Below are 24509 nucleotides of genomic sequence, written 5' to 3' on the forward strand. Positions count from 1 at the left end.
ATCAGTGATGAACGCTATTTACTTCGGTATCCGAATCGTAACTTCACCTGGGAGCTTGTTGAAATGGGCATCACCTACGGAGCACTGCATCTTTTTATCGACGGAGAATGGATCGACGCAAGCGAGCGCGAAACGGCACCCGTCAACAATCCGGCAACGCGACGCGAGCTGGGCCGCGTGCCGCTCGCGACGGCGGCCGATCTGGACCATGCGCTGAAAGTTGCGCAACGTTCCTTCGACGTTTGGCGCAATACGGTGCCGGCCGAACGCGCCCGCATCCTGAAACGCAGCGCGGAGCTGATGCGTGAGCGCGCCGAACACATCGCCACCCTGATGACGCTCGAAGAGGGCAAGCCGCTGACCGAGAGCCGCGACGAAGTCCTGCGTGCCGCCGAGTATTTCGAATGGTTCGCGGAAGAGGCACGCCGCATAGATGGCCGTGTGGTGCCGTCCAATCGTCCCGGCGTGCAACAACTCGTGAAGAAGCAGGCGATCGGCCCCGTTGCTGCCTTTACACCATGGAATTTCCCCGCGATCACGCCGGCGCGCAAGCTCTCCGCGGCACTCGCTGCAGGTTGCAGCGTCATCATCAAACCGGGTGAGGAGAGTCCCGCGACGGCGCTCGCGCTGGCGCGCGCACTGGACGACGCCGGGTTGCCCAAGGGCGTGCTGCAGGTCGTATTCGGCGTGCCCGATGAAGTATCGAAGCATCTGATCGCTTCTCCTGTCATCCGCAAGGTGACCTTCACGGGCTCGGTGCCGATCGGCCGCCTGCTGTCGGCGCGCGCGGCCGAGGGCGTCAAGCCGATCACGCTCGAACTCGGCGGCCACGGGCCCGTCCTCGTCTTCAACGATGCGGATGTCGAAAAGGCCGCTATCGAAGGCGCGGCGAACCGTTTTCGCGGTACCGGCCAGATCTGCATCTCGTCGACACGCTTTCTGATCCAGCGTGACGTCTACGACGAGTTTGTCGCGCATTTCGTCGGCGCTACCAAAGCGCTCAAGGTCGGCGACGGCATGGACCCGAGCACGCAGGTCGGCCCGCTGGCGAATCCGCGCCAGCTTGCCAAGATGGAAGAGCTCGTCGCCGATGCCGTGGCGCGCGGCGCGAAGGTGCTGGCCGGCGGGAAGCGGATCGAGGGCGACGGCTATTTCTTCGAACCCACCGTGCTCGCGGACGTGCCGATGGACGCACGCGTGATGCACGAGGAACCCTTCGGGCCGATCGCCGTGTTGATGCGCTTTAACGCGCTCGCCGATGGACTTGCCGAGGCCAACAGGCTGCCGTATGGCCTTTCCGCGTACGCGTTCACGAACAACGCGCGTACGGCCATCGACGTGGCCGATGGTCTGGAAACCGGCATGATCGGCATCAACCAGTACCGCATTGTTTCGACCGAACTGCCGTTCGGCGGCGTGAAGGAAAGCGGCCACGGTTCGGAAGGGGGAGCCGAGGGCATCGAGTATTACCTGACGCGCAAATTCATCAGCCAGGCTTAACAGGAGCACCGATATGTCTCGAGCAGATTTCAGCAGCCCGCGCGAAGCCGCGCGCGCCTTCACGCCGGCGCTCTCGGCGTTCGTCGACGACACGCTCTACCCGCGCATCTGGAACGACCCGGCACTTTCGCCACGAGACCGAAGCCTCGTGACCGTCGCCGCGCTGATCACGGGCGGGCATCTCGACGAGTTGCCGTCGCACTTGCGTCGTGCCGTGACGAACGGTGTCACGCGGGAGGAACTGTCGGCGGTAATCACGCACCTGGCGTTCTACGCAGGGTTCCCGGCAGCCATCTCGGCGTCGGCAGTTGCGCAGGCAGCGCTCGGCGCGAATGTTCAAACGGCGGATAGTGCCGCCGGTTCATCAGCCACGCAGGAGGGTTTGAAATGAAAGCCATCACATTCGAGGAGTTCGGCGCGGCCGAGGTTCTCCAGCTCGCCGATGTTCCGGCGCCCGAAGTCCGCCCCGACGATCTGCTGGTGCGCGTTCACGCTGCAGGCGTCAACCGCGCGGATCTCACGCATCGTCGTGGAGGTTACGGCCGGCCCAACTTCGGCGACTCCACGATCATGGGGCTCGAAATTGCTGGCGAAGTGATCGAAACGGGCGGTGCCGTGCAGGGCTACAAGGTCGGCGATCGCGTCATGGGTGTGGTCGGAGGCGGTGCGTATGCAGAGGTGGCGCGTATCGACTGGAGAATGGCAATGCCGATTCCAGCCGCCCTCGACTACGTTCATGCCGCTGCGATACCGGAGGTTTTCGTGACTGCGCACGAGGCGCTGATACATCTCGGACGCCTGCAGCGCGGCGATTCGGTGCTCATTCACGCAGCCGCGGGAGGCGTGGGCTCGGCGGCGGTGCAACTCGCTTATGCAACGGGTGCAACGGTGTTTGCGACTGCGGAAGGCTCGAAGCTCGAACGCGTCGTACAGCTCGGCGCGGACCATGCGATCGACTACAAGACGCAGGACTTCGCGGAAGTCGTCGCCGGCAAAACAGATAAACGCGGTGTGGATGTGGTTATCGACTTCGTCGGCGCACCGTATTTCGCGCGGAACGTAGCGTCGCTCGCAAACGGAGGGCGGCTGGTGCAGGTCGGCATTCTGGGCGGAGGCGGTGACGTGAGCGTCGGCCTCGAACAGATCCTGTACCGTCATCTGCAGATCATCGGCACGGTGATGAAGTCGCGCGCGCAGACCGAGAAACATGCAATGGTGCGGCGCTTTCGCGAGCATTGGCTCGAACGCTTCGCCGGCGGTGCAAGCCTGGAACCCGTCGTCGACAGCACGTTTGCGCTGGAAAACGCGGCTGATGCGCATCGCCGGATGGAATCGGCGGCGAACGTAGGGAAGATCATCCTGACGATGCGCGAGCGTACCTGAGGTTCGAGCTTGTGACTGAGGGAGCACCCATCTGGAGGTTTGAGGCGTTAGTCGACGTCCGCGAAACGCCTTATGTTTCGATACCCAGCGCCGTAATCAGCCGTTCACGCCTTTCGAGCGCCTGCAGTGAGCGCTTGCCGAGATGCGTGGCCACCAGGTTGAGCAGGCCTTCGCAGAACACCAGGTATGCGCCCATGCTGTTGCTGAAGAAACTGCTTTCGTGTGGGATCAAAAATGCGTGGGTCGCAGGCGGCACAAGCGGCGAGGCGAGCGTGTCCGTCGCGACCGATTTTCACCACGAGTTCGCGCAAGCCGTCGACGGTGCGCGGCGGCGACGCTGAAGGTGGCGTGCCGCCGTGACCAGTCCTGCTTTGCGGTGTCTGCTTGCTTGTGGCCATCGCGTTCTGAGGAGCGCGCCATGCAGACCGCATTCCCGGACGCTGGCGCCATGGGCTCGTTCTTCGGTGGCCGCCTCGCGCTGGCCGGTCATGTGGTGAGTCTGCTCGATATCGACGAGGCTCATATCGCATCGATTCGCAACATCCTGATGCGCTTCTTCACCGTGCCGAATGCGAAGGACGCGCGCAAGTCCGTGTTCTGGGCAACGACATGCCTGGATTTTCAACAGTCGACACATCTTTCACAATCGCTTAAGGCGTTGATCGGGCATTACGCCTGCACGTCGATGAGCACGCCAAGCGGCCGCCACTGGACTCCCTTCGTCTCGTCGGATAATCCGTCGAGTACCGCAGCCAGCGAGACTTTCGCGTTTGCACTCTGCGCGAGCGTCACGACATGATCGTTTAATGCCTGATTCAATTGTCCAATTGCGGATGTCATCGGGTCGTCCGGCTGTGTGTTAGCGCTGGAAAAGTTTTCGGAATCGTCGATATCGAAATCCCATTCGTCCGTAGACGTATCGTCGATGCTTGCCACGTTAGTGGACATCTTCGCCAGATCGGCAATCTGAGCGCCGAGATCTCGATAACCATTGACTGCCGAACTGGATGGCTGGATATCGGTCACGACGGAAAGCGCGTCGTTCGAGTCTTTGCTCGATATGCTCGCGCCATTGGCCAAGGCAATTGACTGTTGCAATTCGAGTGCCTGATACAGCGCCGCGATCAGTGATGCGCTCGACGCACTCACGCGCCTCGGTAACGACAAGGCGTCGGCGTTGTCGTTGAAACTGTCGCTGGTGGTCAAGCCCGTCGATGCATCGATGCCGAGTCGCGTCAACGTACGCTTTAGCGCTGCCATCAGTGCATCGTTGCTGCGGTCGGCCGTGCTGGCCGTCGACGATGCATCCTTTGATTGAGGAGGCTCGGGCGGTGGCGGTGTGGTGACAGACGAGTTCATGTTGATCGGATCAGGCGACATGGGACAGACGCTTCCTTTATCAGCGCTTGGAGAGACGGTCGAAAATCGAATGCACGGTAGCGACGTACAATCGGGTTATCGGGACCGTCGCGCGAGACTTGATGCTTTGTAATTGCACGAAAGGAAACCTGCCGTATGCGTGATCGGGTGGGTCGGCCGCGAACGGCCGATGTCGTTTCTCCTCTGTTGGCTAGTTGGTAACATTCGGCATCGTGACGTGAATCGCGTCGATAGTCCGTAGACGTCATGTCAGGCGACAACTGAAAATAACCGATGAAACGCAAACGAAACTTCTCTCGCACGATCTCATTCGTGATTTTGCTCATCGCTTCATCTGCCCATGCCGGGTGGTATGAGATCAGAAACTATGCGGGCACGATTGGCAGCCTTCCTGTTCATGTGTCATTGCAGACCTACGATGACATCAGCCGCAATGAGCCTGGTCAGTGGCGCGTAGATGGCAGTTACTACTACGATGCCCATCGCATTCCCATTCCATTGCAAGGTAAGCGCCAACCCAATGGAGAGATGCAGTTATGCGAAGCAGTAGAGCCTGTTTCGTTTGGCGATTCGCCAGCGGTGCCTGCCGCTTCGCCCACGCACCCTGTTACTTGTCCTATTGCGCTGAAAGTGAGTGATACGAACGCATCGGGGGAATGGCGGGTTGGAACAAGAGTCCTGCCGATCTCGCTGCATCAAGTCGGCAGTCTCAACGACACCGGTCCTGAAACACCTCGGGTGTCCGGTATTGTCGAAATACCGATGTGGCATCACACGAAGAACCATCTGTTGCTCGGTGTGTACCAGTCTTCGGCGGATTGTTCGTTGTCGATGGTGCGGCTGCGTCTTATCAATATCAAAAGTGGACAAGTCGACAAGGATCTGAAATTCGACTGCGGTGCGGGCGTCGTGGCGACTCCCATCTATGCCAACGTCTATCGTGCAGACAACCCGCGCCACGTGACGGTCATATTTCAGGGTGGATATCACGGCATGGGCGACGACCGGGATGTACCCGTTGAGCCATGAGTTTTTCGGAAAACATAAGCTGTCGACGTCATTGGCTCTGCTTGCGCGATCATCCCTGGAACCTTAAGCGCCTCGTTTCATTGGACGGCTTCTCGAACGCCATGAAGCGCGCATCAGCCTGGTCGCCGGGTAAAAAACGCCTATTTCCGGCCGAACATTGCTTCACTTTGCCATTAGCGATACCCTGAAATCGTTCATGAACGTCGAATGCCAGTCAACGCGGAGACAATCATTTCGTGAAGCGAGCATGGGCTTTCCCCTGCATCCTCGGCTTGAGCGTGATCCTGGGCGGATGCGGCAAGGGCGGATCGGGAAATGGTACTCAGGAACCGGGCACATCCGCGAGTGAGGCGCAGGTTCAGCCTGGGCGAGCCGCGAGCGGCTCAAGCGCCGCATCGGGCGCGCAGGCGCCGAGCGCGCCTGCCGTCGTCACCAAGGCGCAGTTGCCGGCCGAAGCAGGCGAAACCCTGCGTTTGATCAAAGCGGGCGGCCCTTTCCCTTTTGGCGAGGACGGTGTTCTGTTCCGCAACAGCGCGGCATTGCTGCCGCAGCATCCACGCGGCTATTACCACGCATACACAGTTCGCACGCCTGGCTCAGCGGATCGCGGACTACGCCGTATCGTATGTGGTGGACCGCGCAAGCAGATCAGTGACTGCTACTATACCGACGACTACTACGCCAGTTTCAAACGCATTGCAGATTAGCGTGCGCCAATTGATTACGCCCCGAGCCTCTTATAAGGCAGGCTCGGGGCGTTATGTTTTCAGAGACCGTGCCGAAACGGCCTGATCAGTAGCAGGAGTAGTCGAGACACGACCCGTCACAGACCAGCCTGAACATAGCGGCGCATCTTCCGTGAACGCCGATACGCGCCTGCGCTGGGCTGCACTGATTTCCGTCTGACGAGGTTCATAGTCGAGGGCCTCTGCCGAGGCCTTCGACTACATTGCACCCGTCACTGCCGACAGCTAGTGCCCGTGTGCTTGCCGCAATTCGGCGGCTGTTTTCATTCGTTGACTGGCTGGGCCGACGTGAAACCCTGCGGCGATGACAAAGAGAACTCCAGCGACAGGCCAGACATAGATGGCAGTGGCGACGCCAAGCCAACATGCTTCGTGAGCTGGGTAGGCGTGGAGAGCCCAGAAAAAGAAGGCAACTGGCAACATCAGCAGGAACAGAGCCGACCGATTAAGAAAAGCTCCGACTGCCGCTTTCTTGTGTTTCTCAGATTGCATGCCTGTCTCCATGAGGAATGGCACTGAGGCATAGCGTCGCACAGCAGTGATTTCGCGAATACTTGGTGAAATCCCTACCGTATGCCAATTCGCCAGGCAGCCTGTCAGCGTGCAGCGCAACAATACGTCCACCGGTTCACGCGGACTGGGCACCAAATCGCCGCTTCGTTTTGCTTCATTTTCGTCGAGATGATATGGAGTACGGATGAATACGATGGGCACCGGTAAACGGAGAAAATCCAGTCGCGATGTATTATTCCACCGTGGATACGCTGCTCCCTGGATGATGATTTCCTCGGGCACGTGTTCCGAGCATCCATGACGGGGAGTACATCATGGCAAGTGAATGGAAACGCCGGATGAGCTTGTTTGCCCAGCGTTTCTGGCAGCCCACCAGCGCCTGTATGACCTGCATGCCGGGGAGCTGGGGCAACATCTTGAGCCTTGTACATTGGGCGATTGCAGTCCAGACCGGACTGCTCACCGGAATTCTCGCGGTGCTGTTGACCTTCACGCCAGCCGCGAAACTCTACTCACATCGATATGGGAATGCGCTGATCGTCGGCTGTCTGACGACTTTGGGCGACGCATACTCGCATACCAGTCACTACCGCCTTCCCTTTGTCGAGCACGTGGCGACGGGCGTCGTGTCCGGTCTGTTCGCGCTGGCCGCCTCATATCTTCTTGAAGACCGGGGGCGGCGAATCCGGGCCGCCTGGGCACGGGTTTTCGGATAGCTTGCGTCGACTGTCGGAGCCGTCCAGGTCCAGCCACCTTCGCAAGGATCGCGCTCCCGTCGGGACGAGGCGGGCAACCGGATAAATACGGGCGTTCGCTGAAAACTGACGACGCGGGTGACAAAATCCCCGATCGGACCCGTACCTCTGGCGTCGAACGGCCGCTTTGGGTAAATCTGAGGATCTGTTCACGATTGCCCTGCATCTGACGGTCCGGCCCGCCTCGGTACACGGCATGAAGGGTCTCCGGACGGGAGCCGACGCCCTTTTATGCGTTCGAGATGACGCGCCGCGAGCAAGTTTCCAGTGTGAAAGCCCGCTCAGGCGCAAATGCTGATTGTGAGGAACCACGACTCCATGTTAAAAAGTGCATCGCACGGCTGGCGCGGCGCCAGCGACGCGCAACATCAATTTTGGGAATCTAGCAAATGGCAACAGGTACGGTGAAGTGGTTCAACGATGCAAAGGGTTTTGGTTTCATCACGCCGGACGGCGGTGGTGAAGACCTGTTCGCACATTTTTCGGAAATCCAGTCGAGCGGCTTCAAATCGCTCCAGGAAAACCAGAAAGTGACGTTTGAAGTGAAGCAAGGCCCGAAGGGCAAGCAAGCAGCGAACATCCAGCCGCAGTAAGGCGTTTCCGGCATCAGAAAATGACCCTTCGGGGTCATTTTTTTTGTCCTTGCGAAGCCAGAGTCCGGACGAAGCAGCCGCCGGAACGCCAATCTCGTTCCCGCCAACGCGCTGAACCGGCGACACGAACGCTCGCCCCACCGAAGCCTGTTCAATCTGATCCCACCTGCGCGACACCAGGCGAAAACCCTGGCTCGATTCTCCTTATCGACCGCAATGCTACTGGTGTGATGACAACACAAGTGACGAGTACACTGTCACAAACAGTGCGAGCGACAACGCAAACTGCCCCGCACGCCGAACAGGCAAGCCCGAGCGAACTGGAGCGCTCGACCATCCGCAAGGTGTCGCTGCGGCTCGTGCCGTTTGTGGCGCTGATGTTCTTCATCAACTTCCTCGATCGCCGGTCTCGCGCCCGGCGCGCCCTTGTGCCGCGCATGGTCGAAGTCGGCACAGCGCGATGGGCTGGAGATCGTGCTGAAGGGCGGGCAGATTGGTGGCGCGTCGTTCTTCGGATCGGTCAAGGCGGGCCGCGACGTCGAGTGAACGCCACGAGGCCAGCCGATACAGCGAGCGGTTCTTCGCAAGAACCCACGGGTATATGGTATTGTCATTACACCAGAAGCTTGTCGCTGAAATGTAATGGGCGAGATCATCCCGCGTCGGAAGCTGTACCAGGAAGTGGTGGACCGTCTGATGGAGCGCATCCGCTCGGGCGAAATAGCGCCCGACGCGCAACTGCCGTCAGAGCGCGAACTGATGGAAATCTATGGCGTCGGCCGGCCTGCCGTGCGCGAGGCGCTGCAGACGCTCGAACGCTCCGGCATCGTCGAGATCGTGCATGGGGAGCGCGCGCGCGTCGTCGTGCCGACGGCCGACCGGCTGATCGGGCAAATTGCCAGCGGCGCGATGCATTTGCTGCGCACCGACCCGCAGATGCTCGAGCATCTCAAGCACGCGCGCCTCTTTCTCGAAACGGGCACGGCGCGCATGGCCGCCGAGCGCGCGACCGAAGAAGACGTGGCGCGACTGCAATTGAGCGTCGCGCAACACCGGGCGTCGATGGTCAATCTGGAAGAGTTTATCGAGCGCGACATGGCGTTTCACCGCGAGATCGCGAGGATCAGCGGCAATCCGATTTTCCCGTCGATCGTCGAGTCGCTGTTCCGCTGGGCGGGCGAATATTATCGGCCGCTCGTGCGGGCGCCCGGCGCGGAAGAACTGACCTTGGCGGAGCATCAGCGCATCGTCGACGCCATCGCGGCGCATGACGGCGATGCCGCTGCCGAAGCCATGCACGCGCATCTGTCGCGCGCCAACCATCTGTACCGCAAATTGAGCCAATAACGCCGGTACGGCCTGCAGCGAGGCAGTCAGACAAGGCGCGGGTATGCGGCTGCCGCGCGAATGGTTCGCGCAGTCGATGTGCCACTGAGCCGTTTCAGCCCTTGCCCGCCGTGTACAACGGCTCTCACTTCGTTCGCAAGCGCCGCCTAGACGGGGCGCCCGCAAAACCGTCGCGATAGTCTCAGTGCGGGCGACGATGCGATTCGGCCATGATCTCGCACACTTCCAGATGGGTGCGCCATGCGTCGACGAAAAATTCGCGCACACGGGCGAAGAAACCGCCTTTCGCAGGCGTCGAGGTAGCAGTCGCGTAGCTCATTGCAAACTCCATTCAGGGTTATTGCCTAGGTATTAACCCTATAGTACACCCTCTATGGTGCATTGCAAAATAAAAATGCACGCGTACTGACACCACTTTGCGACGCAACTGCGACTATTGATGGGGCGTTGCGCCGTCGGCACCTTCACCGGGTGTCATGCCGGGCATATCGGCTGTGCTCCCGGTCGCCTTTCGCGGCGTATCGCCGGGAGTCCGGTTCCATGGGCTCGTCACCGGCTCGCCGTGATACGTCATCCCGGCCGTCGCTGCGCCGTGAGCGCCGCCGCTGCCGTTTCCGCCGTTGCCGTTCCCGCCGGCGTGCGCGAACGTTGCCGCGCATCCGCACAGCGCGGCGACGCACGCTTGTACCACCATGACTTTCCGCGTTGCTTTTCTCATCACATGACTCCTGGGCGTGCCAGCGAACATTTGCATGTCGCCGGATTCAATGTGCCGCTGAACAGGATGCCTGCCTGGCGGCGACGTGCAAGCGCTCGGCGCTTTTCGCTTTCGATGCCCGTTGTGTGCCGCAGGCGCCCGACCACCGCCCGGCCGCGCCTTGGTCCCGTCGCGGGCGTCGTTCTGATCTCGTATACGACGACCGGAATGCAATGGATGCAAAACGACTGCCCATCCCGGCAAGGGAAATTGACGTGAAGATGGGATTCCGCCTCGTTACGCTCCGAGGATGAGAGTGGCTCAAGTCGCGGCGTGGTCGCGCGTTTCGTCCTCGACCACAGTCGTATTGGCTATCCGGTCATGCAACGCTTGCTTCCGCTCGTTGAACAGCACCCATAGAAATCCGGCGCCGCACGTCGCGAAGCTCAGGAGATATCCGAACGTGCGCAGGCCGGCTTGTCGCACGGTCATCGCGCGTCCGGTATCGGCGTCCACGATTCGAAGGCGCAACGCGCGTTTGCCTGGTGACGTGCCCCATACGGCCCACATCACGCCCGTCAACAGGATGGGAAGGCATTGCCCGATTGCCAGCCAGAACACGATGCTTCTAGCGTACGACTCGGGTGCCGCCAGGATGTCCTCTGTCGAAGGTCCGAGCGGGACGAACAGCACGACGGCTGTCCACCAGATTGAATCGATAGTCAGCGCGGCCGCGCGCCGCGAGTACGAGGCATATCGCATCGGAAGGAGGTGTGGGGGCGAACTCGGGCTCGATATGCGAAGGCTGTCGAGATTGTCCAGGCTATTCGCCAGTATGCCGGAGTCCGCGATACCGCCACCGTCGGACCCATGGCTCATGCGGGGCCGCGCCATTGAATGGCGATGGGCTGGTTGGTCGTAGAATAGGCACATCAAGTGCTCAACTGCTCGACGACCGGGCGCGGCACGATATCCGGTCAAGGCCGCGTCCACCCGCCCGGGCCGACAAGCCGGATATTCGTAGCATCCGTGCGACCGCATCCGGTGGCCACAAGGAGGATGTCATGGCAGCGCGTTCAATCGCATCTCTCACGCTTTCCTTCGGCCTCGTCTCCATTCCCGTGAAGCTGTATTCGGCGACCGAGACTGCGTCAGGAATCGGCTTCAATCTGCTGACGCCAGAGGGCGATCGCGTGAAGCAACAGTATATTTCCGAGGCCACGGGCGAAGTCGTGGCGCGGGTGGATATGAAGAAGGGCTACGAGTTCGAGAAGGGCCAGTTCGTCGTCTTCGCACCCGAAGAGCTCAAAGCCCTGGAAGAAGGTGCCTCGCACGTTGTAGAGATTGTCTCGTTCGTCCCGGAAAAATCAGTCGACCCGCTCTACTACGACAAGGCCTACTTCATCGCGCCCGACAAGCGCGGCGGCAAGCCATACTGCCTCCTGCAGCAGGCCATGCGAGAAAGCGAGCGCTGCGCCTTGGCCAAATGGTCGTACAAGGGCAAGACCCGTATCGTTCAGATCCGCCCGGCCGATGAAGGCATGGTGTTCCAGCAGTTATTGTTCGCAGACGAAGTGCGCGCACTGGCCGACTTGCACATCGAGCAGATCGCCGTGACGGATGCCGAGTTGCAACTCGCGCTGCAGATAATCGACCAGGTTTCAGAAGATGCCTATGATCCTTCGGCATACGAAGACGAGGAAAAGAAGCGGATTCTGGAAGCCATAGACCGCAAGATCGCCGGTAAGCAGATCGTCTCGCCAGAGGCGTCTGCCGAAGACACGGGCGCGCAGGTAATCGATCTCATGGAGGCGCTGCGCGCGAGCCTCAGCGCCAACAAGACGAAGAAAGCCGGGCAAGCGAAGACGCCTGCGTCGAAGAAAGTTGCGCCTGTCGATGTCGCGGTGCTGGCGAGCAAGCCCCGTCGGCCCGCCAGGCGAGCCGCATCCGCGCCTGAAGTCAAAGAAGCGCCGCCGGCAAAGGTTCGAGCTCGAAAGTGAGCAGGCGCAATCAATCACACGACTACTCGCTGCGCAGCCTTCAATCTTTGCTGGGCGTTTCGCGACGCGTGCTTTCCGGGCTAATCGAAGCCGGATTCGTCGAGCCTTCTCGCGGTCCGCGCAACGAGTTGCGATTTACGTTTCAGGACGTCGTGGTGTTGCGCACAGCATTTCAGTTGCAAGCAGCAAAAATCACATCGCGCAAGATTTTGCGCGCGCTTGCCAGGCTGAAGGCCGAACTTCCTGACGAGCTTCCTCTTTCCGGCATTCGTATCACGGCCGTCGGTGACACCATTGCGGTCAAGACGGGGCAATCTCAATGGGACGCGGCCTCAGGGCAGCATCTGCTCGATTTCGAGGTCGCCCCGCTCGGGGGCGAGGTTGCCTTTCTTGACGCCGCGCCCCGCACACTGCGAAGCAAAGAGCAGCAGGCCGAGGAATGGTTCGCGCTGGCCGAGCAGCTTGCCAGCTCAGATGTCGTCGGCGCCGAGCAGGCGTACCGCAAGGTGCTCGAACTGGCCGACGCACCGCACTACCACGCCTACACCAATCTTGGCGTGCTGCTTTGCGAGACCGAAACGCGCTGCGAAGAAGCGCTGGCCGTGTTCGAGCGCGGGCTAGCGCATTTTCCGGACGATGCGCTGCTGCATTTCAACCGCGCTGTCGCGCTGGAGGAACTCAAACGCTACGCGCCGGCGATGGAAGCCTATGAGCGATGCCTCCAGCTCGACCCCGCCCATGCCGACGCGCATTTCAATCTTGCCCGCCTGAGTGAGATACGCGGCGACAGACAGGGACTCTTGCGGCATCTCAGCGCGTATCGCAGGCTCATCGGTTGATGGTGACTGCCATGCTCCGTCGCGCTTGTCCGAATGGTTACAGCTTGCTGGACTGTTCCTCTACCGCATCGCGCGTCGCGTCCCGGTAATGCTGGTGGACGGACGCACAATGCGGGGCTGCCAAATCAGCTCCGCTTTCCTTTGAGCGTGAAGGGCGCCAACAGCGACTCGATGTCGAGTCGATGCCCTTGAAGAAGCAGCAATCGCGCATGGAGCACGGTATTTTCAAGCACGAGCTTTGCGGTGCTCAGCAGATACAACGCATGAATATCGGAGACGGACATGCCCGTCTCCACGTTGTGGTGACGTTCAACGAGCGAACTGACAATCAGGCGGCGGAGTTCTTGCTCTCCAAACGGCAGGTCTGCGTAGTCGATGGGATCTTCTGCTTCAACTTCTCTAAGCATGTCGACAAGCGTTTCGGTGCTCACTTCCATGAGTCCTCCCCGGGACGAAGATCAAAGCTGGCGTGGTCATCAAACGTCATCCTGCGCCCACAGATTACTCATTCCATTAAAGGTAGTCCAGCGGCGGCGTCGACGGTTGATTGTCGAATAGAGAACTCATATATCGCGTTTCGCGATTTCCATTTGCCAATCGCTTGGTAGACCGCTTTTTTGCGCCCCTCTATGATCGTTTGACCTCATCTGGAGAGAGGCGATGATGTACCCCAACACCCGTCCCTTTTCCCACTGTCGGCGCTGATCCCGCGCGGCGGCCGTCCGCGCGCGGCGCTCAGCGCCAGCGGACACACAGTCTATCCGTGCATCGCGATTCCATCGAAGCGTGACCCGACACGCCCGTATTCGCACGTGCCCGGAACCGGAACATCCCCTTGTCGAGAGTAGAGCATGAGTCAATTTTTGTCTGCATTAAAGCGTGTCTTCCTTGCGCGGAACAGGCTGGCGATCCACGCCATCCTCGTTGCGTTCGCGTTCAATGGCGCTGGCGTTTTTGCTGCCGACACGCCGACCCTGAAGATCGGCACGGCAACCAGCCCGCAAATCGAAGCCTTGAAGATCGCGGCTCAGGAGGCCCGACAGCAAGGCCTCGACGTCAAGATCATCGAATTCACGGATTGGAACACGCCGAATGCGGCACTCGCCAACAAGGACATCGACGTCAACTACTTCCAGCACATTCCGTTCCTCGAAAACGCGAAGAAGCAGGGCGGCTACGACTTCGTGCCGATCGCACCCGGCACCATCATGAAGATCGGTTTGTATTCGAAGAAGGTCAAGCGCTTCGAAGATCTCAAGGACGGTGCGACGGTTGCGATTGCGAACGACCCCGTCAACGGCGGTCGCGGACTGTTGCTGCTGCAACGCGCCGGACTCATCAAGCTGAAACCGGGCGTCGACTATCGCGCGACCACGCTGGATATCGTCGATAACCCGAAGCATCTGAAGATCGTTGCGCTCGAAGCGTCACAGTTGGCGCGCTCGCTCGACGACGTCGATCTCGCGCAGGGCTATCCGAGCTTCATCAAACTCGCGGGCACGACCGACCCGAATAGCGCATTGCTCTTCGACGGCCTCGAAAACAAGAACTTCGCCATTCAATGGGTGGTGCGTCCGGAAAGTGTCAATGACCCACGCATCCGCAAGTTCATTTCGATCTATCAGCATTCGCCTGCCGTGCGCGCCGCGCTCGACAAGGCGTTCGGCAATCTGTACGCCGTTGCCTGGTGATGCGACGTTCAATGCGGGCCGTATGCGCGCTGCGCTCGCATGAACCAGCCGCCTGAAAAGGAACCGACGACATGACCCATCTGCTCGACGTAGCGGGTTTCATCGAAGAAAGCCCGGCGCTTGCCGTCAAGCCGGCGCCGCAGGACGACACCGCGCCCGCCGTCGTCTTCGACGATGCAGGCAAGGTATTTTCCACGCCACACGGCGAGCATGCAGTCGCGTTGGCGAAGGTGCGACTGGATGTCCGCCGTGGCGAAATATTCGGCATTATCGGCCGCAGCGGCGCGGGTAAATCGACATTGCTGCGTCTCGTCAATGGACTCGAAAAGCCGACCTCGGGCGCGGTGCGCGTGAACGGCGTGAGCGTCGGCGAACTCGACGAGCGCGGGCTCGTTGCGTTGCGGCGGCGCATCGGCATGGTTTTCCAGCACTTCAATCTGTTGTCGGCGAAAACCGTGTACGACAACATCGCGTTGCCGCTCAGGATCGCGGGCGTGCCCAAGGCGGGCATCGAGAGCAAGGTCTCGGCCCTGCTCGAACTCGTCGGCCTGTCGGCCAAACGCAATGCGTATCCGGCGAGTCTTTCGGGCGGGCAGAAGCAACGCGTCGGCATTGCACGCGCGCTGGTGCACGATCCCGACATTCTGCTGTGCGACGAAGCGACCTCCGCGCTCGACCCGGAAACGACGCAGTCCATTCTCGCGCTGCTGCGCGATATCAACCGGCGTCTCGGCCTCACGGTCATCCTCATCACGCACGAGATGGCCGTGATACGCGAGGTGTGCGATACCGTTGCCGTGATCGAACAGGGTGCCGTCGTCGAAACGGGGGCCGTGTGGCGCGTGTTCGGCGCGCCGCAACACGACGCGACGCGCGCGCTGTTGCGCACGCTGGTGCACGATCTTCCCGACGATCTCGCCGCACGCCTCAAGCCCGCGAGCGCCGATGCATTGCCGCGCGACGCCACCGATATTCTGCTCGACGTGCGCTACACGGGCGCCAACGGTCACGATCCGGACCTCGCGGCGCTGAGCGCGGCGTTGACCGTGGACGGCGGCCGCGTCAGCTTCCTGCACGGCGGCATCGATCGCATTCAGGGTCATGCACAGGGACGGCTCGTGGTGGCGGCGCAATTGGCCGGTCCCGGGCCGTTCGCGAGCCACATCGCCGCGTTGATCGAACGTGCGCGGCGACACGCGGATCACGTGGAGGTACTCGGCTATGTCTGAACTCTGGCTTTCGGAACTGACGGGCGCGATTCGCGACACGGTGCTGATGGTCGGCATTTCGGCCGTCGTCGCGCTGATCGTCGGCATTCCGCTCGCGCTGGTGCTGGTCACGACCACGCGCGGCGGCATCTATGAACGGCGCGCGGTGAATTCGACGCTCGGCGCGCTGGTCAATGCATTTCGCTCGACGCCCTTCATCATTCTGCTCGTCGCGCTGTTGCCGCTCACGCGCGTGCTGGTCGGCACGACGATCGGCGTATGGGCCGCGATCGTGCCGCTTTCCATCGCGGCGATTCCGTTCTTTGCGCGCGTCGCGGAAGTGAGCCTGCGCGAGGTGGATCGCGGTCTCATCGAAGCGGCCCAGGCGATGGGCGCGCAGCGCCGCCACATCATCTGGCATGTGTTGCTGCCGGAAGCACTGCCGGGCATTCTGGGCGGCTTCACGATCACGGTTGTCGCGATGATCGGCTCGTCGGCGATGGCGGGCGCCGTCGGCGCGGGCGGGCTCGGCGATCTGGCGATCCGCTACGGCTACCAGCGTTTCGACACGACTGTGATGGTGACGGTCATTGTGTTGCTGATCGCGATCGTCACGGCCGTACAGTTTGCCGGCGACCGCCTGGTCCGCCGGCTTGCGCAACGCACATGAAGACGACGACTCAACGGATCTGAGCGTCTGTGCGGTCAGGCAGTTCGACGCGGCTACGTTGGTGGCCATTCGCAGTGCCGCGTTGGACGCTTTCACCCGCAGCGTGCCGGTTAGGATATCTCGCGCTTTGCAATTGAGTGGCGCTGCTAAGCGAATGGCTATTCTCATCAAATAGAGAACATCGCGGACAGGGTCGGCGCGATATTGGCGTAAATCAACACCCAAGCGAGCGCGCGTTGCTCCTTGCTTGCGTGCCAGCTATCGATAGCAAGATTGATTCGTTGGAGAACGCGAAAGTCTTTACTTACGCTGTGGGATTACTCTCCCAACTCCGACCGATGATTCACGACGCTTCCACCCGCACACGCACGTTCGACCTGAAGAAAACCGCTTTCGCCTTACTCGGCACCCTGGCCGCCAGCGCTTTACTCGCGATCGGCGGCTGCAGCAAATCGGACGCCGACACGACAACACAACGCGCCCAATCATTGAAGCCTGTCACGGGCGGCACGCTGACATGGGGCGTGACGACCGAGCCGGCGTGTTTCGATCCGCATCGCGCGTCACAGCAGAACGCCTTCTGGGTCATCCGCAACTACATCGATTCGCTGATCAGCAAGAAGACGGACGGCACCTACGCGCCCTGGCTCGCAAAATCGTGGACCGTGGCCGACGACGGCAAGAGCTACACGTTCAACTTGCGCGACGACGTGCATTTCATCGACGGCACGCCGTTCGATGCGAACGCCGTGAAAGCCAACTTCGATTACATCCTGAAGAACGTCAGTACGACGTCGGCATCGGCTTCGTTGCTGGTGCACTTCGATCATGTCGAAGTGGTGTCGCCGTATGTCGCGCGTCTCGTGATGAAACAGCCGGATTCCACCACGCTGGAATCGCTGTCGAGCGTGAAGCTCGGCTTCATCTCGCCCAAGGCGCTCGCGGAAAACAAGGATCTGTGCGGCGGCGGTCCCGGCATCGTCGGCACGGGGCCGTTCGTGTTCAGTGCCTACCAGCGCGGACAATCGGCGACCTTCACGCGCAACGCCGACTACAAATGGGCGCCAGGGAACGCGCAGCATCAAGGGCAAGCCTGGCTCGAACAGGTGACGTACCGCTTTCTTCCCGAGGCTGCCGTGCGCACGGGCGCGCTCAGTTCGGGTCAGGTCGATCTGATCGAAGGTGTGCAGCCGACGGACGCCGCCGTATTCGACAAGGTGGATGGCTTCCAGTACCTGACGGGTCCGTCCGCGACGACCTCCTTCACGCTGAACATCAACTACACGGTCGCGCCCGCGAGCGATGTCAACGTGCGTCGTGCGCTGCGCGACGGCTTCGATCTCGATGCGATCGTCAAGAGCGTCTATCTCGGCACGGTGCAGCGCGCATGGTCGAACATCGGGCCCGACAATCCCGACTACAACGCCGAGCTCAAGCATTCGTGGGGCAACGACATCAAGCAGGCCAACCGTCTGCTGGACGAAGCAGGGTGGACGACGCGCGACAGCGAGGGCTTTCGCACGAAGGACGGCAAGCGGCTGTCGATCGAAGTCGGCTACCCGCAGCCCTATGTGCGCGATAGCCGCGACGTGCTGATCCGCGCCATCCAGTCGGCGCTGCGGCAAAACATCGGCCTCGATCTCGGGCTGCGCATCACCACGGCGGGCGACTTCGCGAACCAGAAGGCGACGGGCAACTGGACCATCTACCCGAACACCGACAATCCGTCGGATGTCGCGATGGAACTGTGGGACATGCTCGGCGACCAGGGCTTCCTCTATAACGCGATCAAAACGCCCGACGCGACCATCGTCGATACGATCAACCGGGCGCGGCTGCTGCCCATCGGCGACGAGCGGCGCAAGCTGCTCGCGTTCGTGCAGAAGCGTGCGGTCGACGAAGCGTTCATCGTGCCGCTGTTCGCGCCCGCTTACCATCTCGCGGCGAAGTCGACGGTCCACGGCGTGGGCTTCGAGCCGCAGCTCGACGGACCGGCGAGTGCGTACGACATCTGGGTCGACAGGCAGGGAGGCTGACGTGCTGAAGCAGATCGTCACGCGCGTGTTGACGGGCGTACTGGTGATGTGGCTTGCGGCGACCACGGCCTTCCTCGCGATCCATGCGCTGCCGGGCCGGATCGAGGACGTGCTGGCGGGCGACCTCGCGTATCCGGGCCTGCGCGAGGCGATCGCCGCGCAGTGGGGCCTCGATCACAGTCTGCCGTGGCAATACGGAGAGTTCCTGCTGCGTCTCGCGCGCGGCGATCTCGGCACGTCGTTCGTCATGCAGCAGCCGGTGCTCGCCGTGCTCGGCAGCCAGTTGTGGCCGACCATCCAGCTCGCGTGCGCGGCGGGCGTGCTCGCCATCGTGCTTGCGCTGGTCGTCGCGACCTCGACGGCGGGTGTCGCGGCGGGACGCGGCGCGTGGGCAAGCCGCCTCGCGTCGGCGCTGGAACTGCTGTTCACGTCGTCGCCCGTGTTCTGGCTCGGGCTGTTGCTGCTGATCGCGTTCTCGTTTCACTGGCGGCTGTTTCCGGTGTCGGGCGCGGCCGGCTGGCGCTCGCTCGTGCTGCCCGCCGTCACGCTCGCGCTGCCGACGGCAGGCGTGCTGTCGCAGGTCATGCGCGAGGCACTGGAGTCCGTCTTCGAACGGCCCTTCGTGACGACGGTGCGAGCGCGAGGCGTATCCGGGTTCGCGCTGCGCACGCGGCATGTGTTGCGGCATGCGTTGTTGCCCGTCGTCACGCTGGGCGGCTGGCTGATCGGCGGGCTGCTGGGCGGCGCCGTGATCACCGAGAAGATGTTCGGCCGTCCCGGCGTAGGCAGCGTGACGCTGACGGCGGTGACGTCGCAGGACGTGCCCGTCGTGCTCGCCGTCGTGCTGCTGGCCGCCTTCGTGCATGTCGCGATCTCGACGCTGCTCGACGTGCTGTATCTGTTCATCGATCCGAGGCTGCGCACATCATGAGCGATCTCTCATCTGTCGCCGTCGCATTGCAGCGGCGGTCACGGCTTGCGGCGCGGCTGCCGGCAGCCGTGCTGGTGTCGGCGGCGTTTCTCGTCGCGCTCGCTTTGGCGATGGCCTTTCCGCACGTCGTCACGCCTTACGATCCGCTCGTCAGCGATGTCGCGCACGCGATGCAGGCGCCCAGCCTCGATCACTGGTTCGGGACCGACCGCATCGGCCGCGACGTGTTTGCGCGCGTCGTGTATGGCGCCCGCTATTCACTGCTGATCGGGCTCGCCAGCATGGTCGTCAGTCTGCTGATCGGTCTCGTGGTCGGCATGACGGCGGGGCTCGGGCGGCGCGCCGTCGACGAGAGCGCGTCGCGCGTGTTCGACGTGCTGTCGGCCTTTCCTCCCGTTCTGCTGTCGCTGTTCGTCGTGACCTTTCTCGGCCAGGGCATCGTCAACATCGCGGTGGCCGTCGGCATTGCGGGCATTCCGAAGTTCGGCCGCGTGCTGCGTGCGCAGACCCTGGTGGTGCGCCGCGCCGATTACGTGACGCATGCCGTCGTGTGGGGCATGTCGCGCCGCCAGGTGTTTCTGCGCCACATCCTGCCGAACGTGCTGGCGGCCGTGCCCGTCATCGCGACCATCGATATCGGCAGCGCGATCATCGCCGTCTCCGGTCTCAGCTTCCTCGGTCTCGGCCCGCAGCCGCCGACGCCCGAATGGGGCGTGATGCTCGCCGAAGGCCGCGACGTGCTGCGCGTCGCGTGGTGGCCGAGCGTGTTTCCCGGCATGGCGATCACGCTGACGGTGGTGGCGTTTTCCGTGATCGGCAAACATCTGTCCCGCGTCTATGGAGTCAAAGCGCGATGAAGCACGATTTCTCCACCGCGCGCACGCTCGTCGACGTGCGCGGACTCGAGATCGGTTTTGCCGATGCGAACGACGGCCAGCCGCTGGTGCGCGGCGTCGATCTGACGATTCGCGCGGGCGAATGCGTGGCGCTGGTCGGCGAGTCGGGCTCGGGGAAGAGCTTGACGGCACGCAGCCTGATCGGCCTTGCCGGCCACGGCGCGCGAATCGCCGCGCGGCAGTTCGTGATCGACGGACGACACGCATTGCAGTTCCGCGAACGCGACTGGCGCGGCGTGCGCGGCGGCTTCGCGGGCCTCGTGATGCAAGATGCGCTGGTGTCGCTCGATCCGTTGCGCACGGTCGGCGCCGAGATCGAAGAGACGCTTGCCTTGCACTCGCCGTCCGGCTCGCGCAAGGCACGCCGGGCGCGCGTGCACGAGACGATGCGCGACGTCGGCATGCCCGAACCGGAGCGCCGCGCCCAGCAGTATGCGCACGAGCTGTCGGGTGGCTTGCGGCAACGGGCGTTGATCGCGTCGGCGATCGTTGCGGGCCCCGCACTGGTGATCGCCGACGAGCCGACCACCGCGCTCGACGTGACCGTGCAGGCCCAGATTCTCGACGTGCTCGCCGCGCGCCTGCGCGAGGGCGTCGGCATGTTGCTGGTCTCGCACGATCTGGCCGTCGTGGCGGAGGTGGCGGACCGCGTGCTGGTCATGCATCGCGGCGAGGTCGTCGAAAGCGGCGCGACGCACGACGTGTTGACGAATCCCGCGCATGCCTACACGCGCCGGCTGATCGCCGCGCAGCCGTCCGCGCATTCGCGCGGGCAGCGGCTGACGTCGGCGCGTTTCGACGCGGGCGCGCACAGCGCGTCGCAGGGGCGTGCCGATGCTGCGTCGCTGATCGTGCGCGACCCGTTGCCGCCACGGCAAAGCACGGCGCGCGAGACGCTGTTGCAGGTCGAAGCGCTGGGCAAGCGCTATGGGCGGCGCGGTGCGCGCTACGCGACAGCGGGCAGTGCAGCGGACGCGGGCGATTTCGTCGCGCTCGACGACGTGTCGTTCGACGTGCAGCGCGGCGAAGTGGTCGGCATCGTCGGCGAATCGGGTTCGGGCAAGAGCACCTGCGCGAAGCTCGTGTTGGGACTCGCGACGCCGTCGGCGGGCCAGGTGCGCTTTCTCGGCGCGCACTGGAACGGCGAGGGCGCGCGCGAACCGGCGCGCCGCGCGCTGCGCCCGAAGCTGCAGTACATTCCGCAAGACCCGCTCAGTTCGTTCGATCCACGCTACTGCGTGCGGCAACTGCTGGAGGAAGCGCTGTCGACGGCGGGCCTGGGCGCGCAGCAAGTGCGGGATCGCACTGTCGAACTGCTGGAGCAGGTCGGGCTGGATGCGCGTTATCTCGAACGGCGGCCGCTCTCGCTGTCGGGCGGACAGCGGCAGCGCGTGGCGATTGCTCGCGCGCTTGCTTCGCAGCCGGCGCTGATCGTTTGCGACGAGCCCGTGTCGGCGCTCGATGTGTACGTGCAGGCGCAGGTGCTCGATCTGCTCGGCACGTTGCAGGCGGAACTGGGCTTGTCCCTGCTGTTCATTTCGCACGATCTCGACGTGATCCGGCATGTCAGCGATCGTGTGCTCGTGTTCAAGGACGGACGCGTTGTCGAAGCGGGTGATGCACAACGGCTCTTCGTCGCGCCACGTCATGCGTACACGCGGCTGCTGATGTCGTCCGCGCCCTCGCTGCGGCGCGCGAAGGAGGAGGGCAGTGCCGGGCGCGCGCGCGAGGTTGAACCGCTGGCGGGATAAGCGCTGCGCCGCAAACGCCGGGCGGCAGACAGTCACGCGGTTTCCGGAGAGCGCGCGACTCTCGCGCGCACCTCGGGCGAGGCCTAACGCACGATACGAATGGGCGGCGAATAGGAGCTAACCGTTGTATCGCCACTCCCACCCGTTTGCGACGTGCCGTTCGGGTCTCCGCCGAAGCCCGCTTCGTCCACGGCTGCTGAATGACCCGGCATGCGAAGGCTCAGTGGCGAGGGGCTGCCCTGGTCCGTAACGACTGGCGCCGTGCGTACCGGCGATTGATCGAGCGGTTGACTCGCCTGCGCAAATGTGGACAGCGGGGTGGCGAAGATTGCCGCGATGGCGAGCGCTTGAACTGTCGATTTCATCGTGAAGTAGTGAGGTTGGAAATGGACGGGCACCATTGCCCACAGCGTGAGCGCAAGTGTATGAAGCGACACGCGAGCGAAGAAGATGCGCGTGCCGACATCTGGGTTCGGATGAAGTGAAAAGTCGTCGCGATTGAGTTCATGGATTGCGGCGATCAGGTGCTGACTGCCATGTCCATTTCATCGGAATCGACCGTGTCGGCGAGGCGCGGCGATTGGCTTGCGACCACACGGACGTCACGGGTCCCGTCAACCGGCGGACGGTTACGCGCGAATGCAAGCGGGGACTGGGCACAGATTTCCGCCACCCATTCGACGAACACCCGGACCTTCGGAGCGAGATGCCGGTTGTGCGGATAGACGGCAGACAACGGCATGGAGCGGACTTTCCACGGCGCGAGTATTTCCTTGAGCTCCCCCGCTTCGATGTGCGATGCAAGCATGAACGAGGGCGCCTGAATGATGCCCGCGCCGTTGACGCCGCACATCACGTAAGCGTCCGCATCGTTGACGGCGAGGCCGCCATTCATTTTCATATCGCGGCTTTCGCCATTCACATCGAAGTTCAAGCCGAGGGTTCGACCCGTACGGCTGGAAAAATAGTGCACCGCGACGTGTTGCTCCAGTTCTTCGAGTGAGCGAGGCTCGCCGTAGCGGGCGAGATAGGCCGGACTGGCGGCAGTGATGGTCGACAAGGCGCCGAGCCGCCGTGCAACCAGCGTCGAATCGTCCAGATTGCCGACGCGCAGCGCACAGTCGACTCCTTCCTGAATCAGGTCCACGTGCCGGTCGCCGAAACCCAGCATCAGCTCGACGTGCGGATACCGCTCGCGAAATTCTTCAAGGCGTGGCATCACGATCAGGCGTCCCAGCGAGCCGGGCATGTCCACTCTGAGTTTGCCCCGAGGACCTTTGACGACGTTGGCGAGACTGTCCTCGATCTCGTCGATGTCGGCGAGCACCCGCACGCAGCGTTCGTAGTATCCCGCGCCTTCTGGCGTCAGATTCAGGCGGCGCGTGGTTCGCTGCATCAGGCGCGTGTGCAGATTCGCTTCCAGATTCTTGATGATGGTGGTGGCCGACGCACGCGGAATGTCCAGAGCGTCCGCTGCGCGGGCGAAGCTGTTCATCTCGACGACCTTGGTGAAGACCTTCATCGCCAGGAGCTTGTCCATATTCCCTTACCTCACACAAATCAGCTGCAACTTGCTTTCGGACGCGGCAGGGCTGCGGATAGCTGTGATTCTTCGGCTGCCGTGAACAGTGTTCTGGATTATAACCATTTATCTGTTTTTCGTCTTCGGACAGAATGGCATGCATCGAAACATCCCGGAAGGCGCAGGCCTGCAGGCTATGTCAATCAATGTCGAACAGGCGATCGAAATTCAGAACGTGGATCTGGAAGGCCACGCACAGGCCATCCGGTTGCGTACCTATCGTCCTCCAGGCAGGCGCGACGCGTTGCCTGTCATATTTTTCTTTCACGGCGGCGGATTCGTTAAAGGAACGCCCGAGCAGTCCGATCCGACGTGCTCGCAGATTGCGCGTCAGGCGCATGCACTGGTCGTTTCAGTGGGTTATTCGCTGGCGCCGGCCTTTCCGTTTCCCACTGCGCTCCATGACGGATTCCTCGCTGCACAGTGGCTCGTCACCCATGCGCGCGCACTTCATGCCGACGCGAAGCGAATGGCTGTTGCCGGGCACGACGCGGGCGGCAATCTGGCGACAGGTCTCGCGGCAATGGTCCGCGACCGGGCCTCTTTCCGTTTTTGCGCCCAGGCGCTGGTTGCGCCGCTGCTCGATCCGAGCATGACGCGCTTTCCTGATCTGGATGATGAAATAACACTAGATATGTGCGCAGAGGAATGCGCGTCCGGATATCGGGCCTATCTGCCGTTGGCGTCTCTGAGGCTTCATCCCTACGCAGCGCCGATCGAATCGCTGCGTCTGGCGGGGCTGCCTGCTGCATTCATCGCAAGCGCAGCGAACGACCTGATGCACGTGGAGGCCGAGCGGTACGCCGCCGGGCTGATCGCAGCGGGCGTGCCCACCACGGTGACACGTTACCGCGGCGTCGCGCACTACGAACTGGCGTCACGACAGGAAGTCATCGCTGACGTTGCCGCCTTCTTCAGTAAAGAACTTGGCACTGCGCCGAAGCGTTCCTGATTCATGTAAC

The 24509-nt window shown here is 62.2% G+C and carries 26 protein-coding genes and 4 pseudogenes; 21 read left to right on the forward strand and 9 right to left on the reverse strand.

Going from position 1 to position 24509, the window contains the following annotated elements:
- Positions 1 to 63: 63 nt before the first annotated feature.
- From KFO72_RS08105 to KFO72_RS08115, 3 genes are read left to right on the forward strand one after another with little or no spacing between them, the layout of a single operon-like run.
- Positions 64 to 1500, forward strand: a complete 1437-nt coding sequence (locus tag KFO72_RS08105) for an NAD-dependent succinate-semialdehyde dehydrogenase (RefSeq protein ID WP_225031847.1) — start codon at positions 64 to 66, stop codon at positions 1498 to 1500.
- Positions 1501 to 1513: 13 nt separating this feature from the next.
- Complete coding sequence (locus KFO72_RS08110; protein ID WP_225031848.1) at positions 1514 to 1891, forward strand: carboxymuconolactone decarboxylase family protein; 378 nt, start codon at positions 1514 to 1516, stop codon at positions 1889 to 1891.
- Positions 1888 to 2883: an NAD(P)H-quinone oxidoreductase gene (locus tag KFO72_RS08115; RefSeq protein ID WP_060603881.1), complete on the forward strand. Its 996-nt coding sequence runs from the start codon at positions 1888 to 1890 to the stop codon at positions 2881 to 2883. The genes KFO72_RS08110 and KFO72_RS08115 overlap by 4 nt, the downstream gene beginning before the upstream one ends.
- 70 nt (positions 2884 to 2953) lie before the next feature.
- Here the strand turns inward: KFO72_RS08115 and KFO72_RS08120 are convergent.
- Positions 2954 to 3163 (reverse strand): annotated as a pseudogene (locus tag KFO72_RS08120) (RpiR family transcriptional regulator); the annotation flags it as partial.
- Between the two features lie 168 nt (positions 3164 to 3331).
- Between KFO72_RS08120 and KFO72_RS42450 the strand changes: the two are divergent.
- Positions 3332 to 3505 (forward strand): annotated as a pseudogene (locus KFO72_RS42450) (hypothetical protein); the annotation flags it as partial.
- A gap of 47 nt (positions 3506 to 3552) precedes the next feature.
- On the opposite strand, the gene KFO72_RS08130 reads toward KFO72_RS42450, so the two are convergent.
- The gene (locus KFO72_RS08130; RefSeq protein ID WP_225031878.1) at positions 3553 to 4089 is read right to left on the reverse strand and encodes a hypothetical protein; all 537 of its coding nucleotides are present in this window, start codon (positions 4087 to 4089) and stop codon (positions 3553 to 3555) included.
- Between KFO72_RS08130 and KFO72_RS42025 the strand changes: the two genes are divergently transcribed.
- The 3 genes from KFO72_RS42025 to KFO72_RS08140 all read left to right on the forward strand — a co-directional run bounded on the left by KFO72_RS42025 (position 4067) and on the right by KFO72_RS08140 (position 5999).
- Positions 4067 to 4201: a hypothetical protein gene (locus KFO72_RS42025; RefSeq protein ID WP_263627333.1), complete on the forward strand. Its 135-nt coding sequence runs from the start codon at positions 4067 to 4069 to the stop codon at positions 4199 to 4201. The two genes, KFO72_RS08130 and KFO72_RS42025, sit on opposite strands and share 23 nt — an antisense overlap.
- Positions 4202 to 4536: 335 nt before the next feature.
- Positions 4537 to 5292, forward strand: coding sequence for a hypothetical protein (locus KFO72_RS08135; protein ID WP_054932763.1), 756 nt, complete (start codon positions 4537 to 4539; stop codon positions 5290 to 5292).
- A gap of 236 nt (positions 5293 to 5528) precedes the next feature.
- Positions 5529 to 5999: a ribonuclease gene (locus tag KFO72_RS08140; RefSeq protein ID WP_225031849.1), complete on the forward strand. Its 471-nt coding sequence runs from the start codon at positions 5529 to 5531 to the stop codon at positions 5997 to 5999.
- A 264-nt stretch (positions 6000 to 6263) separates the two neighbouring features.
- On the opposite strand, the gene KFO72_RS08145 is transcribed toward KFO72_RS08140, so the two are convergent.
- Positions 6264 to 6833 carry a hypothetical protein gene (locus KFO72_RS08145; RefSeq protein ID WP_225031850.1) on the reverse strand — a complete coding sequence of 190 codons (570 nt, stop codon included), beginning with the start codon at positions 6831 to 6833 and terminating at the stop codon, positions 6264 to 6266.
- Between the two features lie 32 nt (positions 6834 to 6865).
- On the opposite strand from KFO72_RS08145, the gene KFO72_RS08150 reads away from it, so the two are divergent.
- The 4 genes and pseudogenes from KFO72_RS08150 to KFO72_RS08165 all read left to right on the forward strand — a co-directional run bounded on the left by KFO72_RS08150 (position 6866) and on the right by KFO72_RS08165 (position 9246).
- A complete protein-coding gene (locus KFO72_RS08150) occupies positions 6866 to 7267 on the forward strand; it encodes a hypothetical protein (protein WP_054932761.1) in 402 nt (133 codons plus the stop codon).
- Between the two features lie 428 nt (positions 7268 to 7695).
- Entirely contained in the window at positions 7696 to 7899 is a 204-nt protein-coding gene (locus KFO72_RS08155) for a cold-shock protein (protein ID WP_036000361.1), read from the forward strand.
- A gap of 393 nt (positions 7900 to 8292) precedes the next feature.
- A pseudogene (locus KFO72_RS08160) lies at positions 8293 to 8445 on the forward strand (four-carbon acid sugar kinase family protein); the annotation flags it as partial.
- A 96-nt stretch (positions 8446 to 8541) separates the two neighbouring features.
- Positions 8542 to 9246 (forward strand): transcriptional regulator NanR, encoded by a 705-nt coding sequence (locus tag KFO72_RS08165; RefSeq protein WP_225031851.1) that lies wholly within the window; start codon positions 8542 to 8544, stop codon positions 9244 to 9246.
- Positions 9247 to 9427: 181 nt separating this feature from the next.
- Here KFO72_RS08165 and KFO72_RS08170 read toward each other — a convergent pair whose 3' ends face one another.
- From KFO72_RS08170 to KFO72_RS08180, 3 genes are all read right to left on the reverse strand, one after another.
- Positions 9428 to 9565, reverse strand: a complete 138-nt coding sequence (locus KFO72_RS08170; RefSeq protein ID WP_156516666.1) for a hypothetical protein — start codon at positions 9563 to 9565, stop codon at positions 9428 to 9430.
- 114 nt (positions 9566 to 9679) lie between these two features.
- Entirely contained in the window at positions 9680 to 9964 is a 285-nt protein-coding gene (locus tag KFO72_RS08175; protein ID WP_176053063.1) for a hypothetical protein, read from the reverse strand.
- 300 nt (positions 9965 to 10264) lie between these two features.
- On the reverse strand, positions 10265 to 10822 hold the full coding sequence (locus tag KFO72_RS08180) for an RDD family protein (RefSeq protein ID WP_225031852.1): 558 nt from the start codon (positions 10820 to 10822) through the stop codon (positions 10265 to 10267).
- 185 nt (positions 10823 to 11007) lie between these two features.
- Here KFO72_RS08180 and KFO72_RS08185 point away from each other — a divergent pair, with 185 nt between their 5' ends.
- Together KFO72_RS08185 and KFO72_RS08190 are read left to right on the forward strand one after the other, a co-directional pair.
- Positions 11008 to 11943: a Ku protein gene (locus KFO72_RS08185; protein WP_054932757.1), complete on the forward strand. Its 936-nt coding sequence runs from the start codon at positions 11008 to 11010 to the stop codon at positions 11941 to 11943.
- The gene (locus KFO72_RS08190; RefSeq protein ID WP_060603864.1) at positions 11940 to 12782 is read left to right on the forward strand and encodes a tetratricopeptide repeat protein; all 843 of its coding nucleotides are present in this window, start codon (positions 11940 to 11942) and stop codon (positions 12780 to 12782) included. The genes KFO72_RS08185 and KFO72_RS08190 overlap by 4 nt, the downstream gene beginning before the upstream one ends.
- Positions 12783 to 12907: 125 nt before the next feature.
- Here KFO72_RS08190 and KFO72_RS08195 read toward each other — a convergent pair whose 3' ends face one another.
- On the reverse strand, positions 12908 to 13219 hold the full coding sequence (locus tag KFO72_RS08195) for a hypothetical protein (protein ID WP_036000452.1): 312 nt from the start codon (positions 13217 to 13219) through the stop codon (positions 12908 to 12910).
- Positions 13220 to 13735: 516 nt separating this feature from the next.
- Here KFO72_RS08195 and KFO72_RS08200 point away from each other — a divergent pair.
- The 7 genes and pseudogenes from KFO72_RS08200 to KFO72_RS08230 form a co-directional block, all read left to right on the forward strand.
- Positions 13736 to 14473, forward strand: a pseudogene (locus tag KFO72_RS08200) (MetQ/NlpA family ABC transporter substrate-binding protein); the annotation flags it as partial.
- Positions 14474 to 14544: 71 nt separating this feature from the next.
- On the forward strand, positions 14545 to 15702 hold the full coding sequence (locus KFO72_RS08205) for a methionine ABC transporter ATP-binding protein (protein WP_107200605.1): 1158 nt from the start codon (positions 14545 to 14547) through the stop codon (positions 15700 to 15702).
- A complete protein-coding gene (locus KFO72_RS08210) occupies positions 15695 to 16351 on the forward strand; it encodes a methionine ABC transporter permease (RefSeq protein WP_054932753.1) in 657 nt (218 codons plus the stop codon). The genes KFO72_RS08205 and KFO72_RS08210 overlap by 8 nt, the downstream gene beginning before the upstream one ends.
- Before the next feature lie 338 nt (positions 16352 to 16689).
- The gene (locus KFO72_RS08215) at positions 16690 to 18387 is read left to right on the forward strand and encodes an ABC transporter substrate-binding protein (RefSeq protein ID WP_225031853.1); all 1698 of its coding nucleotides are present in this window, start codon (positions 16690 to 16692) and stop codon (positions 18385 to 18387) included.
- 1 nt (position 18388) lies between these two features.
- The gene (locus tag KFO72_RS08220) at positions 18389 to 19318 is read left to right on the forward strand and encodes an ABC transporter permease (protein ID WP_054932751.1); all 930 of its coding nucleotides are present in this window, start codon (positions 18389 to 18391) and stop codon (positions 19316 to 19318) included.
- Positions 19315 to 20175, forward strand: a complete 861-nt coding sequence (locus KFO72_RS08225; RefSeq protein WP_225031854.1) for an ABC transporter permease — start codon at positions 19315 to 19317, stop codon at positions 20173 to 20175. Before KFO72_RS08220 ends, KFO72_RS08225 begins: the two co-directional genes overlap by 4 nt.
- Complete coding sequence (locus KFO72_RS08230) at positions 20172 to 21965, forward strand: dipeptide ABC transporter ATP-binding protein (RefSeq protein ID WP_225031855.1); 1794 nt, start codon at positions 20172 to 20174, stop codon at positions 21963 to 21965. The genes KFO72_RS08225 and KFO72_RS08230 overlap by 4 nt, the downstream gene beginning before the upstream one ends.
- 520 nt (positions 21966 to 22485) lie before the next feature.
- On the opposite strand, the gene KFO72_RS08235 is transcribed toward KFO72_RS08230, so the two are convergent.
- Both KFO72_RS08235 and KFO72_RS08240 read right to left on the reverse strand, forming a co-directional pair.
- The gene (locus KFO72_RS08235; protein WP_062916182.1) at positions 22486 to 23505 is read right to left on the reverse strand and encodes a LysR family transcriptional regulator; all 1020 of its coding nucleotides are present in this window, start codon (positions 23503 to 23505) and stop codon (positions 22486 to 22488) included.
- Positions 23506 to 23686: 181 nt separating this feature from the next.
- The gene (locus tag KFO72_RS08240; protein WP_225031879.1) at positions 23687 to 23887 is read right to left on the reverse strand and encodes a hypothetical protein; all 201 of its coding nucleotides are present in this window, start codon (positions 23885 to 23887) and stop codon (positions 23687 to 23689) included.
- On the opposite strand from KFO72_RS08240, the gene KFO72_RS08245 reads away from it, so the two are divergent.
- Positions 23792 to 24499, forward strand: a complete 708-nt coding sequence (locus tag KFO72_RS08245; protein ID WP_225031876.1) for an alpha/beta hydrolase — start codon at positions 23792 to 23794, stop codon at positions 24497 to 24499. The genes KFO72_RS08240 and KFO72_RS08245 overlap by 96 nt on opposite strands.
- Positions 24500 to 24509: the final 10 nt, after the last annotated feature.

It is taken from the genome of Paraburkholderia sp. XV (genome assembly GCF_020177535.1).
Taxonomy (GTDB): domain Bacteria; phylum Pseudomonadota; class Gammaproteobacteria; order Burkholderiales; family Burkholderiaceae; genus Paraburkholderia; species Paraburkholderia caribensis.

What these genes read in the sequence shown, in the direction of transcription:
- KFO72_RS08195 (WP_036000452.1), bottom strand. Translation starts at nt 13,219, where the DNA reads ATGGAAGTGAGCACCGAAACGCTTGTCGACATGCTTAGAGAAGTTGAA.
- KFO72_RS08110 (WP_225031848.1), top strand. Translation starts at nt 1,514, where the DNA reads ATGTCTCGAGCAGATTTCAGCAGCCCGCGCGAAGCCGCGCGCGCCTTC.
- KFO72_RS08235 (WP_062916182.1), bottom strand. Translation starts at nt 23,505, where the DNA reads ATGGACAAGCTCCTGGCGATGAAGGTCTTCACCAAGGTCGTCGAGATG.
- KFO72_RS08210 (WP_054932753.1), top strand. Translation starts at nt 15,695, where the DNA reads ATGTCTGAACTCTGGCTTTCGGAACTGACGGGCGCGATTCGCGACACG.
- KFO72_RS08115 (WP_060603881.1), top strand. Translation starts at nt 1,888, where the DNA reads ATGAAAGCCATCACATTCGAGGAGTTCGGCGCGGCCGAGGTTCTCCAG.
- KFO72_RS08170 (WP_156516666.1), bottom strand. Translation starts at nt 9,565, where the DNA reads ATGAGCTACGCGACTGCTACCTCGACGCCTGCGAAAGGCGGTTTCTTC.
- KFO72_RS08225 (WP_225031854.1), top strand. Translation starts at nt 19,315, where the DNA reads ATGAGCGATCTCTCATCTGTCGCCGTCGCATTGCAGCGGCGGTCACGG.
- KFO72_RS08165 (WP_225031851.1), top strand. Translation starts at nt 8,542, where the DNA reads ATGGGCGAGATCATCCCGCGTCGGAAGCTGTACCAGGAAGTGGTGGAC.
- KFO72_RS08215 (WP_225031853.1), top strand. Translation starts at nt 16,690, where the DNA reads ATGATTCACGACGCTTCCACCCGCACACGCACGTTCGACCTGAAGAAA.
- KFO72_RS08205 (WP_107200605.1), top strand. Translation starts at nt 14,545, where the DNA reads ATGACCCATCTGCTCGACGTAGCGGGTTTCATCGAAGAAAGCCCGGCG.
- KFO72_RS08155 (WP_036000361.1), top strand. Translation starts at nt 7,696, where the DNA reads ATGGCAACAGGTACGGTGAAGTGGTTCAACGATGCAAAGGGTTTTGGT.
- KFO72_RS08175 (WP_176053063.1), bottom strand. Translation starts at nt 9,964, where the DNA reads ATGAGAAAAGCAACGCGGAAAGTCATGGTGGTACAAGCGTGCGTCGCC.
- KFO72_RS08135 (WP_054932763.1), top strand. Translation starts at nt 4,537, where the DNA reads ATGAAACGCAAACGAAACTTCTCTCGCACGATCTCATTCGTGATTTTG.
- KFO72_RS08185 (WP_054932757.1), top strand. Translation starts at nt 11,008, where the DNA reads ATGGCAGCGCGTTCAATCGCATCTCTCACGCTTTCCTTCGGCCTCGTC.
- KFO72_RS08230 (WP_225031855.1), top strand. Translation starts at nt 20,172, where the DNA reads ATGAAGCACGATTTCTCCACCGCGCGCACGCTCGTCGACGTGCGCGGA.
- KFO72_RS08150 (WP_054932761.1), top strand. Translation starts at nt 6,866, where the DNA reads ATGGCAAGTGAATGGAAACGCCGGATGAGCTTGTTTGCCCAGCGTTTC.
- KFO72_RS08180 (WP_225031852.1), bottom strand. Translation starts at nt 10,822, where the DNA reads ATGAGCCATGGGTCCGACGGTGGCGGTATCGCGGACTCCGGCATACTG.
- KFO72_RS08240 (WP_225031879.1), bottom strand. Translation starts at nt 23,887, where the DNA reads ATGCGCCTGACGCGCAATCTGCGAGCACGTCGGATCGGACTGCTCGGG.
- KFO72_RS08105 (WP_225031847.1), top strand. Translation starts at nt 64, where the DNA reads ATGGGCATCACCTACGGAGCACTGCATCTTTTTATCGACGGAGAATGG.